This is a genomic window from Paenibacillus sp. 203 (assembly GCF_037027525.1).
Classification (GTDB): Bacteria; Bacillota; Bacilli; order Paenibacillales; family Paenibacillaceae; genus Paenibacillus; species Paenibacillus polymyxa_B.
Window position 1 is genome coordinate 309013 of the sequence record NZ_JAXCHD010000007.1, and the last position, 14173, is coordinate 323185.

Annotated in this window: 10 protein-coding genes; 7 read left to right on the forward strand and 3 right to left on the reverse strand. The window is 47.1% G+C overall.

Annotation, left to right across the window (positions count from 1 at the left end):
• The first annotated feature begins 77 nt into the window (after positions 1-77).
• From WA407_RS18260 to WA407_RS18280, 5 genes are all read left to right on the forward strand, one after another.
• Positions 78-1877 (forward strand): sensor histidine kinase, encoded by a 1800-nt coding sequence (locus tag WA407_RS18260; RefSeq protein WP_336077970.1) that lies wholly within the window; start codon positions 78-80, stop codon positions 1875-1877.
• Complete coding sequence (locus WA407_RS18265; RefSeq protein ID WP_336077971.1) at positions 1874-2941, forward strand: response regulator transcription factor; 1068 nt, start codon at positions 1874-1876, stop codon at positions 2939-2941. Before WA407_RS18260 ends, WA407_RS18265 begins: the two co-directional genes overlap by 4 nt.
• A gap of 219 nt (positions 2942-3160) precedes the next feature.
• Positions 3161-4441 carry an ABC transporter substrate-binding protein gene (locus tag WA407_RS18270; protein WP_235307185.1) on the forward strand — a complete coding sequence of 427 codons (1281 nt, stop codon included), beginning with the start codon at positions 3161-3163 and terminating at the stop codon, positions 4439-4441.
• 38 nt (positions 4442-4479) lie between these two features.
• On the forward strand, positions 4480-5364 hold the full coding sequence (locus WA407_RS18275; protein ID WP_023986930.1) for a carbohydrate ABC transporter permease: 885 nt from the start codon (positions 4480-4482) through the stop codon (positions 5362-5364).
• On the forward strand, positions 5361-6188 hold the full coding sequence (locus WA407_RS18280; RefSeq protein ID WP_235307186.1) for a carbohydrate ABC transporter permease: 828 nt from the start codon (positions 5361-5363) through the stop codon (positions 6186-6188). The genes WA407_RS18275 and WA407_RS18280 overlap by 4 nt, the downstream gene beginning before the upstream one ends.
• Positions 6189-6595: 407 nt before the next feature.
• Here the strand turns inward: WA407_RS18280 and WA407_RS18285 are convergent, their stop codons facing one another.
• Positions 6596-6994, reverse strand: a complete 399-nt coding sequence (locus WA407_RS18285; protein ID WP_254329057.1) for a hypothetical protein — start codon at positions 6992-6994, stop codon at positions 6596-6598.
• A gap of 173 nt (positions 6995-7167) precedes the next feature.
• Between WA407_RS18285 and WA407_RS18290 the strand changes: the two genes are divergently transcribed.
• On the forward strand, positions 7168-8214 hold the full coding sequence (locus tag WA407_RS18290) for a hypothetical protein (RefSeq protein ID WP_134904622.1): 1047 nt from the start codon (positions 7168-7170) through the stop codon (positions 8212-8214).
• Positions 8215-8482: 268 nt separating this feature from the next.
• Here the strand turns inward: WA407_RS18290 and WA407_RS18295 are convergent, their stop codons facing one another.
• A complete protein-coding gene (locus tag WA407_RS18295) occupies positions 8483-11782 on the reverse strand; it encodes a DUF5695 domain-containing protein (protein WP_336077972.1) in 3300 nt (1099 codons plus the stop codon).
• 151 nt (positions 11783-11933) lie between these two features.
• On the opposite strand from WA407_RS18295, the gene WA407_RS18300 reads away from it, so the two are divergent.
• Positions 11934-12572: a pentapeptide repeat-containing protein gene (locus WA407_RS18300; protein WP_235307190.1), complete on the forward strand. Its 639-nt coding sequence runs from the start codon at positions 11934-11936 to the stop codon at positions 12570-12572.
• An 8-nt stretch (positions 12573-12580) separates the two neighbouring features.
• On the opposite strand, the gene pdxR is transcribed toward WA407_RS18300, so the two are convergent.
• Positions 12581-14095 (reverse strand): MocR-like pyridoxine biosynthesis transcription factor PdxR, encoded by a 1515-nt coding sequence (gene pdxR, locus WA407_RS18305; protein ID WP_235307191.1) that lies wholly within the window; start codon positions 14093-14095, stop codon positions 12581-12583.
• Between the last annotated feature and the right edge of the window lie 78 nt (positions 14096-14173).

A 14173-nucleotide genomic window follows, 5' to 3' on the forward strand; every position in this document is an offset into this window, starting at 1 on the left:
GGAGTATCCGGTACATGAAGCGCCCCTGCGAATTGCGGGGCGTTTTCGCATATGGCTGAATAGAGGAGTGCATCGCTATGACAACCCGAGCAGTCCGCTGGTTCCGGGCGCTGACAGCCCCGTATCGACGCAGCATTCAGCTCAAGCTGATCTTGACGATGATTGTTCTATCTGTGCTGCCGGTCATTGCTGTCACGGTGCTGGCTGCGGAAAAAAGTAGAGCTTCCATGGAAGCTGAAGTAGTAGAGACGAACATGTCCAATATGAAATGGACGGGGATCTATATCAGCGACCAGCTAGATCGTCTAAATCATCTGATTTACAGCATTCAGATCAGCCCTGATCTGAGCGATTATTTGAATGAGCGCGAGCCTGACAATCTTTCAAGCCAATTTAATGCCCAGCGAAAAATGCTGAATACGATGGCGAATGTGTATTATTCGGCCGGAAGTCATGTGATCGGCATCCAGCTTTATTTGAAGCAATCGCAAACCCTGTTTACCTTTAATAGCATGCAAAATGAAATTACGACAGTGAGCGGTATTCCCCCACAGTATGCCGAGATGTGGCAAGCAAATAAGGATTATTCGATTCGTCCAAGCTCTGCTGACCCAGAACGCTTTATTTTGACGCGCAGTATTCGGCGTTTTGAAGACCAGAAGCAGACGGGGGCTATTTCTTTGGATGTATTGTGGTCGCAATTCGATCAGACGCTGGGCCTGCTGGGACGAGGGGATGAGCATCAGGTGCTTATTACAGATGGGGATGGCAGAGTTATGTATCCAGCACAGGCTCGGCAGGCGCCTCCGCCTGCAGGTGTGCTGACAGCTCTTCGTGACGTTAAGCCGGGCCCAGGTATGATTCAAACTGCTGAACATTATGTATTCTATAATGATCTGGATGTAGTTGGGCTGAAGCTGGTCAAAATCGTACCCACTTCCTCCATTAACCACAGCGCTTTTTCAACGATGCTGTATGGTATTATCGTCGGCGTGATTTCAATCCTGGTTTCCATCTGCATTGCCGTTTTCATCGCATGGCGGACTGCACGTCCGATTGTTCATTTGGCGCGTTCCGTACAGGAGCTGGATATGATCAAAGGACCGATTGGACAGCCAAGTACACGCCCGGATGAGATAGGGCTGCTGGAAAGAAGTCTGCATGGGATGGCAGGCCGAATTCGCGAGCATATTCAGGCGGAATACAGTATAAATTTGCAAAAAAAGACGGCTGAATTGAAAGCGCTCCAAGCGCAGATTCATCCACATTTTCTGCAAAATACGCTGCAAATGATCGGAAGTATGGTGTTTTCGCAAAAGCCAGAGGACACCTATGAAGTCATTCGGTCGCTGAGTGAGATGTTCCGTTACGTGGTACGGGAACCTCAGGATTTGGCCTCTTTACGCGCAGAGCTCGACCATGTGGGACACTATATGCGCATCCAGCAACGGCGATTTCCACAAAGATTGGTGTTTCAGGTGGAGACGGAAGAACAGGCGATGGATATTCGATTGCCTAAGCTATCGCTTCAGCCATTGTTGGAAAACGCGTTTCAGCACGGTCTTGATCGAAAGGCGGGGGCATGGAGAATGGGGATTCGGGTGGAGATTATGAAAGAAGATGTGTGTATTACGGTTTGCGATAATGGAAACGGCATGGCCCCGGACAAGCTGGAAAAAGTACGGGCAAAGCTGGAAAACGCGTCGGAGGAACCGATCTGGGCGCAGGGTAGTCATATCGGATTGAGCAATGTGTCTTCACGCATACGGATGAATTTTGGAGTGCGCTACGGAGTGACGATAGATAGTGAGCAGGGAGTCGGTACAAGTGTCACTATCCGCATTCCATTTACCTCAGCAGAGGAGGGAAAAGTATGATCAGAGTATTAATTGTGGACGATGAGCCATGGAACCGCGATATTCTAAGGACATTTGGCACATGGGAAAAACTTGGAATGTTGGTAGTGGGTGAGGCTGAAGACGGAGACGAGGCGTTCAGGCTGGTCGGGGAGTTAGCTCCCCATATTGTGATTACTGATATGCACATGCCGGGTGCGGACGGAGTGGAGCTGCTGCAAGCGCTAAATAACCATTGTCCTGATGTAAAAATCATTGTCGTGAGCGGATATGATGACTTTGCGTATGCCAAACATGCCATCCGTTACAAGGCCGTCGATTATTTGTTAAAGCCAGTCAATCCTGCAGAGCTGAATGCAGTGTTGCTCAAATGCAAAAACGATCTGGAGGTCAAGGCTGCTGAACAGCAGCAAGAAGCGACGGAGCTGGATTATGAGTTTTTTCACAAGCTGACCCGGTATAAGCAACTGCTGCGTCTTTATTTTAATGAGTTGAACCGTGACGGGGTGAACATAACTTGTAGGCAGGTTATGCAGGAGCTGGAGAGTTATGGAGCACCGAGTCCACATATGCTGGGCAGGCTGGTGCAGGAGCTTCTTTCCCTACTAAAAGAGCTCACAGCGGATAACGGGCTGGATACTTCTACGGCAAAGGCAGGATTTCCACTGTCGCAGGATGCCGTATCCTCTGTAGAACATGCGCTGGAATTCGTATCGTCGTGCTATGTTCAGGAACTGGATCAGCTCATTCGGCAGCGGAAATACAAAAACAAACTGAATTTAGAAGAAGTACGGCGATATATCGACAGTCACTTTGCTGGGCCGATTACACTGGAGCAGTTGGCAAAAAACTTTTTTGTGAGCAAAGAGTATATGAGCAAGGTATTTAAGCAGGAGTATGGTCAAAATGTAACGGACTACATCGTAGAGCGAAGAATGGAAAAGGCGCGGGAATGGCTGGTCAATAAACAGATTTCAATCAAAGCAGTAGCGGAGATGGCAGGATATGAGGATGTGTCTTATTTCTATCGGGTATTTAAAAAGCATTTTGGCGTGGCACCCGGTGAAATGAGGAAGGAAGTTTAAAAAAGTCCAATCCAATAAGCTAAGGGTGTCCAATGGCAGAAGTGACCTCTCATTCTATAATGAAAGCGTATACAAAATGAGCAGTACAAAGGAATTTGGCCTTTATGAAGTTCGCACAGAGCTGAATAGAGGTTGAAGACCGGCGGCATAGCTGCTTTGAATAACAACTGATTTGCCGATGGGCAACGGTTATTTTCAAAATAGGGGAGGTCATTTTTCATGAAAATGTGGAAATGTGTATTGAGCACGATGCTGGTTGGCACGTTATTGGCCGGGTGTGGAGCGAATTCTTCAGGCAGTGACAGCAACGGTTCCGGTGGAGACGGCAAAACGGTGAATCTCAAAATGTTTATTGCTCAGCCCCGTTTGAAGGAGCACTACGATAAATACATTAATGCTTTCGTAGCGAAAGAGAAGAAAGATAAAAATATCGACGTTACGGTGCAACTGGAGATGCCGCCTGCTGACAACGCCGCACAAATTTTGAAGACAAGACTTGCATCCAACGATGCGCCGGACGTATTTGCATTGCACGCGGTGAATGAAATTCCTCCGTTTTATAAAGCGGGCTATTTGGAGGATTTGTCCGGTCAGCCTTTTGTTAACAAATTGATGGATAGTGTGAAGCCTTCGGTGACAACCAAAGACGGAAAGGTCGTAGCGGTTCCTTTAGAAACGATCTCGTGGGGCTACTTGTACAATAAAAAGATATTTAAGGATTTGGATTTGCAGCCGCCGGGAACGTTGACCGAAATGAAGGCTGTGGTGGAGAAGCTGAAAGCGAATAATGTAAAACCGTTCCTGTTGTCTTACAAGGAATCCTGGATTCCACAGCTGTTCGTGCCTCTGACAGCAGGTGCGATGATGAACACACAGAATAAAGATTTTATCGAACGGATGAATCAGGACCAAGGCTCCTTTTCCGAAATGAAGAGCATGTTCGATATTATTGATCTGGTGAATAGCAACGGTACTGACAAGGCGCTTGAAATCGGCGGGGATGATGGATCGGCTGCGTTTGCTTCGGGTAAAGCGGCGATGTGGATTCAGGGACCGTGGTTTGCGGAAACGATTTTAAAATCTGATCCGAAGATGGATTTTGGGGTAGCAGCGCTGCCGATCAATGACGATCCCAATGCGACATTGATCAATTTGTCCACTTCGACTTCGCTGGCTGTATCCTCCACAAGCAAGAACAAGGAGGTTGCGCTCGATTTTGTTAACTATGTGCTGGATGACAAGGATTCTAGCGCGTTCTATGAAGCATTGAAATTTAATCCGATCTCCAAAGTGCATACGTTTAAAAGCTATCCTTGGGTTAATGACGCTACCGAATACGTAAAAGCAGGCAAGTCGTACCAAGATCCATCTATCCCGCAAGCGGTTAAGGACGAGGCAGGGAAATCGCTACAATCCTATTATGCTGGTCAGCTCTCGCAGGATGACGTCATTAAGGCACTGGATAAGGCATGGAAATCGTATAACAAAGTGAACAAGTAACGGTAACCTATAGAATTACACCAGGAGGGAGAGACTCCATGCCTTTTAAAATCTATAAAAAATACGTCATGCTACTGGCGTTTACGGCTCCGGCGCTGATCTTTTATGCTATCTTCCTGCTCATTCCAACGATCAGCGGCATGTACTACAGCTTTACAGACTGGAACGGATTGAATCCCAATTACAGCTTTATCGGCTTGGGGAACTTTGTGGAATCGTTGAAGGAAGACCCCGATTTTCTCAATTCCCTTTGGTTTACCCTTAAATACGTATTGGTCATGATTGTGCTGCAAAATGTACTGGCACTGGCTCTGGCAGTGTTGATTGAGTCGCGTACACGTACCAAAGGATTTTTCCGGACGATATTTTTCATGCCCAATATGATCAGTACCATTATTAGCGCATTTATGTGGACCTTCGTTTTTTCTTCCGTGCTGCCACAGATCGCCGAAAAGACGGCTATCGCCTTTTTGGGCCAATCGTGGCTGGGCGATCCGAAGGTATCTTTCTTCTCTATCATTATCGTGTCGCTCTGGAATGGTGTCGGCTATATGATGATCATCTATCTGGCTGCGCTTCAAGGTGTACCACAAAGCTTGAAGGAGGCTGCTATTATTGACGGGGCGAACGCATTTCAGACATTGCGAAGCGTAACGATGCCGATGATTACTCATGCGATTACGATCTGTTTCTTCCTGACGCTGAATGGTGCCTTCAAGGTGTATGAGGTCGTATACGGACTGACTGGCGGAGGGCCAGGGCGCAGTACACAGGTGATTACGATGAACATTTATGAGGAGGCGTTCTCCAACAACTTCCGTTATGGGTATGCGAGCGCCAAATCTGTTATTTTGTTCGCGATTGTTCTTATTTTCACCCTGATTCAGCTGCGTGTCATGAAGAAGAGGGAGGTGGAGGCATGAGGCTGAAGAAAGCCAATTCCTTGCTGATTACGCTGATTCTGTGCGTGGGCGCTGTCGTGTCCTTCTTCCCAATCTACATGGCGGTAATTAACTCGTTTAAAACACAGGGTGAGATGTTTGCATCCTTTACGGCGCTGCCGACGAAGCTTCACTTTGAAAATTACAGTCAGGCTTTTCATCAGACTCATTTGCTGAACAGCGCTCTTAATTCCACGATTATTTCTTTTATCGGCATTGGTGGCATTGTGATCTGTTCGGCACTGGCAGGCTACAAGCTGTCTCGTACACAGGGGAAACTGAGCAGTGCGATTTTCTTCTTGTTTGTCGCATCGATGCTGGTGCCGTTTCACTCCATTATGATACCGCTTACACGAATGGCAAAAGATTTGTCCGTTCAAGGCAGTACGTACGGCTTGGCCCTGATCTATATCGGCTTGGGTGTGAATATGGCGATCTTTTTGTATCATGGATTCGTCAAATCCATCCCGCGTGAGCTGGAAGAATCCGCACAAATGGACGGCTGTAATGAGTTTCAAACGTTCTTTCGCATTATATTTCCTTTGCTGCTGCCGATCACAGTTACCATCGCGATTTTGGATTTTCTGTGGATTTGGAACGACTTTTTGCTTCCATTGTTAATGCTGACGGATGTGAACCATTACACTCTAATTCTCTCGACCAATACGCTGTTTGGAGAGTACAACAAGGATTGGTCGCTTATTCTGGCCGCACTTGTACTGACCTCCATCCCGGTTATCCTGATCTATGCCTTCTTCCAGAAATTCATCATGGAGGGTATCGCAGAGGGAGCGGTTAAGGGATAAGGTGGAAAGCCTTCCTATCAACAAGGAAGGCTTTTTCTCTGATTCAGCTTTTTTCGCGCCAACGTTTCAATAAAAAGATAGGAAGGGTTACAAACAAAATTGCAAAGGCTGCAATGATCCACCACTGAGGGTCAATGATATACAACACGACTCCGATCAGCAGAACTGTTGTTATTAAGGAAATTCTCACTTTCAACATTGTTCTCTTACTCACCCTAGCTTCTAATTTTGGCAACGTTATGAGGGTGATTGCAGTTAACGCAGCAAAAAATATGGAGGTAAATGAATTATAAATAATACCAACTCCTTGATCTAATTACTCACCCCGGATTGTTTGGATTTAATGTGATAAAACAGAAACCCTCCGCTGAGGAAGGCTTTTGTTTTGGAACGACGCACATCCAACGTTACTTCGAGAAAATACTTATAATAAAAAATAAAAGCGAAATGATGATCAAAGTTAGATATATACTAGAAATCCGTTTTCCGATTGTAGCTCCAAACTCTTTAGGATTTTTATATCCAATGATTAAACTGGGAATAAAAAAAATACTGGATAGATAAATGGTGTAGTGAAACCTAGTATTATCGACAGGATTGGACCATGCGGACAATCCAAAAAAGGAAAGCAACTGGTCTCCCAATATGTAATCGCCAAATTCAAAAGAAACAGCTATGCCAAGAAGAGATAACAGCAGTGAAAGTGATCCCCAGCCTACTTTTTTTCTGTTTTTTCTCAACAATTCAAAGATAATTAGTAAAATTGCAATTGCTTGTATGCTGTATGTCAACATGATTGAAAACATAAAGTACCTCCTTGAACATTAAGATCCAATGATAAGATGTCAATTTCGAAAATGAGCATACCATTTTTTGGAATGTTTTCATATGCCTTTCAATACAGCGATCGTAAGATCAAATGGAACGTGAAGCGTCTCTAGCCATACAATATTTCATCTGAATGTAAAAGGAGATGATTATGTTGGCTACCTTCTCGGCCGCGCTTCAAGTGAAAAAGCGGATGGCCAAGCGAGTCTTAAAAATGTCCGGTGTCCACGGCATTGGCGTAGGATACAGGGACCCTGCCCATCCCAAAAAGGGAGCCGCTGTCATTGTGTATACGGACCGTCTAGCGTCGGCCTCTACTGGACTCCTGTCAGCCACCGCCTTAGGAAAGAAAACGAACGTTCCAGTCCGAATTGTAAAAACTGGAAAGATCAGAGCCAATGCCACGGACTACAAAGTGCGCATACGCCCGGTCATCGCCGGCTACAGTGTCGGGACGATTGAAGGCTCCGGTTCAACCGGACTCATCGTTGCCCCAACTGGAGCGCCGGCGACGCGTTATCTTTTTAGCAATAACCATGTCCTCAATCCCTCCAATACAGACAATCGGGAGGCTACAATACAGCCAGGCGGAGCCGATGGGGGGACGGTTACTCAGGATCGTATAGGAAGGCTGTATCGTTACGTACGCTTGAATCCCACCGGTACAAACCTGATTGATGCGGCGCTTTCGCTTCCGACCCGTAACAACCTACTCAATCCGCGTTACGCTACGGTAGGAGCGATTCCAGGTCATGTTACCGCATATCGCATAGGAGAAAGATTGAAGAAGGTTGGGCGTACGACCGGACGGGTCAATGGCACGGTAGAGTCCGTCTATACGGACCTGCAAATCAATTATGGCGGAGAGTTGGGCCTGCTGACCTTCGAAGATCAGACGGTTATTAGAGGTACGACTCCCGTATCACTACCTGGGGATTCTGGCTCTGTATGGCTCAGACAGTCAGATAATTATGCAGCTGCGGTCAACTATGCAGGCACGGCAGATGGTCGCTTATCTATAGCCTTTCCGGTGCAGTGGGCGATGCAGGTATTCAACACACGGGTAGCCCGCCCCAACGGGGCAGGCAGGGTGCTCAGGGTAGATACAGGATCTTCCCCTCGCTCCTATACTAGGCAGCTCACCAGTGAGGAACTGGTTCGCTTAAGACCAAGAACGACACGCATTAGACGGAGCTAAACGCCCTACAGATGGAAAAGCTGCCGCTGATCGTCCCAATAAAGCGGTCGCTTTAAAAGCTTTCCGAAGGACTGCTTGCTTCGGAAGCATCATCTCCCCGGATTTCTCCCCTGATTATAGACTTAACTTAAGTAATCCGGGGGTGAGCTAATATAGGAAGAATCATTCACGATACCAATCATTTACGACGATAATGATTCACGACGCAAATCATTCACGGTACAAATCATTCATAATCTAAAACGTTAACGGCATGAATGAATACATTCTAATCTGCTCCTTCAGCATATGAATGGGCTCCCATATCATGGGCTGTAATGGTGCTGCTTGCCGAGGCCAAGCCCCGGATTTCCTGAGCGGTTAGGGCTCTGTTGTAAATAATCAGTTCATCCACTGCACCGTTCAGGTAGGGATCATCAAACTGGGATTTCCCAATGTAGTTCCGGTCTGTTAGTCCAAGGCTGGAAGGCTTGAGCGTCATGTTCGTGTTACGCGTCGCCTCTACACCGTCCAGATACATCATTCCAGTATTGCCTGACAAAGTCACGGCGACATGCTTCCAAACCCCTGTTGCCAGCTCTGGCGCATTCAACTGTTGTTCCTCTCCGTTCCCCGAGACGGTGATAGCAAAGCGCATACCGGTTCCCTCGGCTTTGGGTGTCAAAAACATATACCGATTCGTGCCTGCTCCAAAATCAAACAGGCGTGCCCAGCCGTTATGCGTGTTCACCCGTACCCACGCGGCAATCGTAAAGTCATTTAGGCTGCTAACGATACCACCGGGCAGGCTAGCATAGGCGTCTGTACCGTTAAAGTGCAGGGCATTGCCTTTCCGTCCGGCTCCCCACGCACCTCCATTTACACTGGCCTGCTGTCCATAACCTGACGAATCGGCTGCGGTAGATCCGGCCGTTTCGTCAAATTCATAACGGGCTACAATGTCTCCGGCGGGAGACGGGTTGTCTGTACTCGACTGGATACGGATATCATAGTTGGCTGCCGTACCGATATTCAGTCTGACCGTGGTCGTAGAGCTGTTAGCAGCCGTGACTGATCCGTTTTTTGTGCCGTCTACGAGCACGTCATACGTACCTGCCGCAAGTCCGGTCAAGCTCATAATGGTGGTGTGAGTCGTGCCTGGAGTCGTGTTTTTCAGCGTCAGGCGGATGCTGTTCTTGGACTTAGACACGATGGCCAAGCTATATTGGTCCCGATTCAGCTCCAAACTCAGCTTTTGGGTGATCAGATGCAGTCGCTGGAATACACCGTCCTTTGGAGTGATCGCGTAGCTGTTACTGCTTTCTGTAACGTCACAGCCATAGCCGAACAAGCCGAATATTGGATCTACAGCAACATCCGAGCTTAGGATTTTAATGGCTCCAAATAGCCCCAGGTCGGCTTCCCCGGACATCCCGCGCCATCCGTTAAAGAGGGGGCCGCCGTCCAGACCGAGTGCGCCATAATTGCCCTTGCCCGCCTGATATGTCCACGATACCGCCCCGATATTGGCAGGATCAGGGCTGATCTGTCCCGAGTTAATCGCCCCGATGTTCGCCAGCTTGGCGGCATAGGACAGACGCTGATCCACTTCGGGCTTGGACGAATGCCGACGTGTCCAGTCATCCATCGCATAGCCGGCCAGTGAAGTGGTGTACTGGAAGTTCCACCAATTCTCTCCGGTGATGGTGACCGGATCGGCGTAATAGTACCAGACAGGCATATGACCGCGTGCAGCACGCGTTTTGGCGTTGATTTTGCTCATCATGGTCGTGTTGTTGTTCATTTTGGCGAGTGTATATACGGCTTCTTCACCTGTGTTGTCATAGTTATACTCAGAGCCATAAGGATAGGTGGTGTTTTTGAAATTGTTGTACTTGGTAGCCATTTTGGCAATCAGCTCGTTAGCCTCGGTAGTCAAGCCTTCTTCCTGAAGCGCTTTAATCATATCAGGTGTAGTTAGCTCACCCATAAGTCCCGTGTTCCAATTATAAGCAACAGGGCCTTCATACAACGCTTTAAAAATACGATAAGCACGTAGCAAATATGTGTTTTTGCTATTGCGATAGCTGATCAGGTTGGGATACAGCTTGGCAAGTTTATACATGCTAAAAAATGTATTATAAATGTGCGGATAGGCATAGCCCCGGTACGTTGGTGTCGTATTAGGCTGCGGCATCAGAAAATCAGGAACCAGATAATCGGTATGATGGCCTTCCATCAAATTCGTCCAGATGGCCACCTCCAAATAATCATCGACTGCCTTGATTTCAGATGCTACGGGCTTCTGAACGTTTTTCTCCGCCAGAAACTGGCCGTGAGTTAGTCCCCAATCATCACCCCAGCCCCAGTAGCCAGCAAAGCTGTTGCGTTTGGCCTTGTATTGCATCATCCAGTCATCAAAGACCTTGTCCCTCAGGTCGCCCGGCACGTTCCATTGGGTGCTGTTGACCATGAAGGTAGAGTGACGCTGAAGTGCAGCTTCGACTGGCTCTATGGCATAGAACTGGAGAACGGTTTTTTCGCCGTTACCATAGTTTACAGTAATATTGTTATGTCCCAGTCGTCCCAGGGTAAGTTCATATATTTTATGGTTTGTAGGGGCTGTTTCCAGATAGCTGATGGTCGTTTCGGACGGATATTGCGCTGTGACAGAGGTAATGGATTTGCTGGTATGCAGATCGAATTTGGCCTTGAGATTGGTCGGGAAAATCATACCCGGGACCACGGTCACATCCACATGTCCCTCACTGTACAGCCTGTCCTTTACAGCCTGCTCGTCCGCTACTTTATAAAATTTAAAGGCATACGTTTTGCTTTCACCAGGAGCCAGCGACAGACTGGTGCTTCCGAGATAACCACGGTTGGTGCTCTTGATGACATTGGAGTGGATATAGAACACATTCAGTCCTTCGGACCAGCCACCTTGCTCCATAGCCCAAGTGCTGCCGGGATGCTCCTCAGTTCTCCAATGGTCCTGATATTCGAGACCAGCACCCGTTGAGGCATCAGGGATTAGCAGTACATACGGTCCGATGCCGCTAGGTCGTCCGGCGGTAATAAAGGAGCTATTATGGCCTACAAAGGAGTGTGAGAGTACTCTGGTTTCATAAATTTGTTCATTATTGCCACCGGACCAGTACTCGTTAAACGGAAGCGGCAGTCCCCAATCTCCGATCTCCAGCGTTTGATTAGAGGTGTTTGTTACTTTCATTTGCCAATGCAAATAATCGTTAACCAACGAATAAGTTTCATGTAAAATGAAATTACGTATTCCCTGATTGTTTGATGAATTCTGATAGGCTACCTGGACACTGTTTCCAGAAGAGGTGATCTGGCGCGCATCAGCAGAATTACTTGTCCATGCCCGAGTCCACGCTCCATTGTCGAGACGATAGGTGAACATGAGTTCACCCAGCCACTGATGATCCGACGTATTCTGTTTAGGTGCGTTGGAGCTGTTCATGACATAGTTGGTATTAAAAGTGTCCCCTACCAGCCGTAAGGAAGAGAGATCGCCGTAATCTCCGACAGAGATGGAGAACACTTGATTAGATAGTTGTACTGCCATGCTATCAACCTCCTAACAAAGGTTCGTGAGCGTGCTCACTACGTTAATATATGTGTGAGAAATACTTTTGCTACCCTATGTATGAGAATTGGTAGAAAATAGATTCATATAAATGTCCTAGAGGGCGCTCAATCGTGGAGGTAGAGGTATTATGAAAATTAAAATGGAGTTGCCGAAGATTCCTGTCGACTTGCCCGTATTAAATGAAGAAATGTATTCCTTACGATCCAAAGGCGAATATCGTATGGGGTCTGTAGAGGATATGATTTTGGATAATGTGGAAGCGGTTAAGGTTTCATTAGAGAAGATGACTTTTAAAAATGTAACGATCATGGAATCGTCATTGCCGGAAAGTGAATGGACAGACGTCATTTTTGATAAATGCGATCTGTCTAATGTTCATTTTTCCGGTTCCTTTATCCATCGGGTAGAGTTCAGGAACTGCAAATTGCTTGGAACAGACTTTTCCAGAAGCAGGCTCCAAAACGTTCGTTTTTCGGATTGCTTAGGGGATTATTCGATGTTCCGTTTTGCTAATTTTAAGCAAGTTGGTTTTGAAGATTGTTCTTTAATAAGTGCCGATCTGTATCATTTAACACTACAAAAAACCTTTTTTAACCGTTGCAATCTGGATCAAGCGATGCTATCCGGGTCCAAGCTCAAAGGGATTGATCTGAGCGATTGCGAATTTGATGGGCTACAGGTGGATATAGAAGATTTGAATGGCTGCATCATTTCACCGCATCAGGCTTCATCATTTGTGGGCCTTTTGGGGCTAGTGATTAAATAAGGGATTCCTTACTGATTTTTATTACGGTCCCATGCCTGGCGCAGACGATTAAACCCTTCAATAATTTGTTGCTCCGTTAAATGGGCAAAGATAAAGCAGGCAGATGGAGGTCCCGGTGTCAGTTGGTAATCGGCGGCATCACGCCATGTGACTCCGAAAAATCGTGCTGTCTGCATCAAATGATGATACTGGACAGACTCATGCTTCCAGATGGCATAGGCATGTAGTCCGCAATCGTTCTGATGCCAGTGAAACAGTTCACTTAACTGCTGTATTTCACGCTGAAACACGTCGTAGCGTGATCTGTATATTCGAGTCATCCGACGCACATGGCGTACATAGTCGCCGCGCATCATAAAACGTGCCAGTGCGCGCTGTTCCAAGCGGGCAGGAGGCAGGGGATCATATAGTCGTTTGGCAGCTGTCAGCGCTTGGGCCAATTCAACGGGCAGAATCGCAAATCCGAGTCGAAGGCTGCTGAACATGCTTTTGGAAAAGGAACCGACATAGATGACACATTCCGCGCGATCCAGTGCTTTTAATGGTTCAATGGGTCGTCCTGCCCAGCGGAATTCACTGTCATAATCATCCTCAATGATCCACGCACCTTTGGATACTGCCCATTGCAAAATGTGTTGACGGCGTGCTAATGGTAACACAGCACCCGTTGGAAACTGACGTCCCGGCGTAACAAACAGCAATTTGGAATCCCAATCCTGTGGGACAATTCCATGTTGATCCATTTCAGCAGCATGTATCTGTCCGCCTGAGGCAGTAACTGCACGATAGATGCCGGAATAACAGGGATTTTCCAATACAATTCGATCTTGTTCATGAATAAGCAACTGACTTAATAACGTGATCACTTCCATGGAACCACTGCATAATACGACTTGATCCGGGGTAGCCGTTATTCCGCGTGTTCTGCCAACATGATGGCAAATCGCTTCGCGCAGCCATTCATCACCGTTCACGGGTGCAGTCGTCGTATCAGCCGAGGGCCTTTGCAGATCTTTTCCAGCGGCAGTCATTGCGCTTTTCCATGCGATCTGTGAATTGCCCTCCAATACAACTTCTCCTGCCTGGAAAGAAATCAAAGGCGGTTGCGCACTGTCTCTATCTGTAGCAGAAACAGGAGACGACTGTAAGTTTCGTTCCCTTTCGATCTGCATGATTCGTTGTCCCCATGCTGATAGAGCAGGGGCTTTTTGTTTTGCGACAGGTGAATTTTGGTTCTGCTGGTTGATTAGAAATTTGTCGGGCAGCGTCGCTGTCTGTTGCATAACAAAGGTTCCTCTGCCTACTGCCGAGTCTACATATCCTTCTGCCAACAGCATATCGTATGCCTCTTTAACGCTCCCTCGCGAAATTCCATACATCACAGCCAGATCACGAGTGGAAGGCAGACGCGTACCACTGGCTAGGGAACCATTGAGGATTCCCTCACGAAGAGCATGATACAATGCCAAATATTTTAAATGATACTTTTGAAGCGCACGCTGATAAGCAATCGTAATATCCATACTCTTCTCCTTCGATTGGACCACTCATTTTCGTTCATATTGGATCTTTTTATGAATCCATTTTCAACATAATCTGAA

Bases quoted from the DNA above. Each gene is read 5' to 3' on its own strand.
- pdxR (WP_235307191.1), bottom strand. From the start codon at position 14,095: ATGGATATTACGATTGCTTATCAGCGTGCGCTTCAAAAGTATCATTTA.
- WA407_RS18270 (WP_235307185.1), top strand. From the start codon at position 3,161: ATGAAAATGTGGAAATGTGTATTGAGCACGATGCTGGTTGGCACGTTA.
- WA407_RS18265 (WP_336077971.1), top strand. From the start codon at position 1,874: ATGATCAGAGTATTAATTGTGGACGATGAGCCATGGAACCGCGATATT.
- WA407_RS18285 (WP_254329057.1), bottom strand. From the start codon at position 6,994: ATGTTTTCAATCATGTTGACATACAGCATACAAGCAATTGCAATTTTA.
- WA407_RS18260 (WP_336077970.1), top strand. From the start codon at position 78: ATGACAACCCGAGCAGTCCGCTGGTTCCGGGCGCTGACAGCCCCGTAT.
- WA407_RS18280 (WP_235307186.1), top strand. From the start codon at position 5,361: ATGAGGCTGAAGAAAGCCAATTCCTTGCTGATTACGCTGATTCTGTGC.
- WA407_RS18295 (WP_336077972.1), bottom strand. From the start codon at position 11,782: ATGGCAGTACAACTATCTAATCAAGTGTTCTCCATCTCTGTCGGAGAT.
- WA407_RS18275 (WP_023986930.1), top strand. From the start codon at position 4,480: ATGCCTTTTAAAATCTATAAAAAATACGTCATGCTACTGGCGTTTACG.
- WA407_RS18290 (WP_134904622.1), top strand. From the start codon at position 7,168: ATGTTGGCTACCTTCTCGGCCGCGCTTCAAGTGAAAAAGCGGATGGCC.
- WA407_RS18300 (WP_235307190.1), top strand. From the start codon at position 11,934: ATGAAAATTAAAATGGAGTTGCCGAAGATTCCTGTCGACTTGCCCGTA.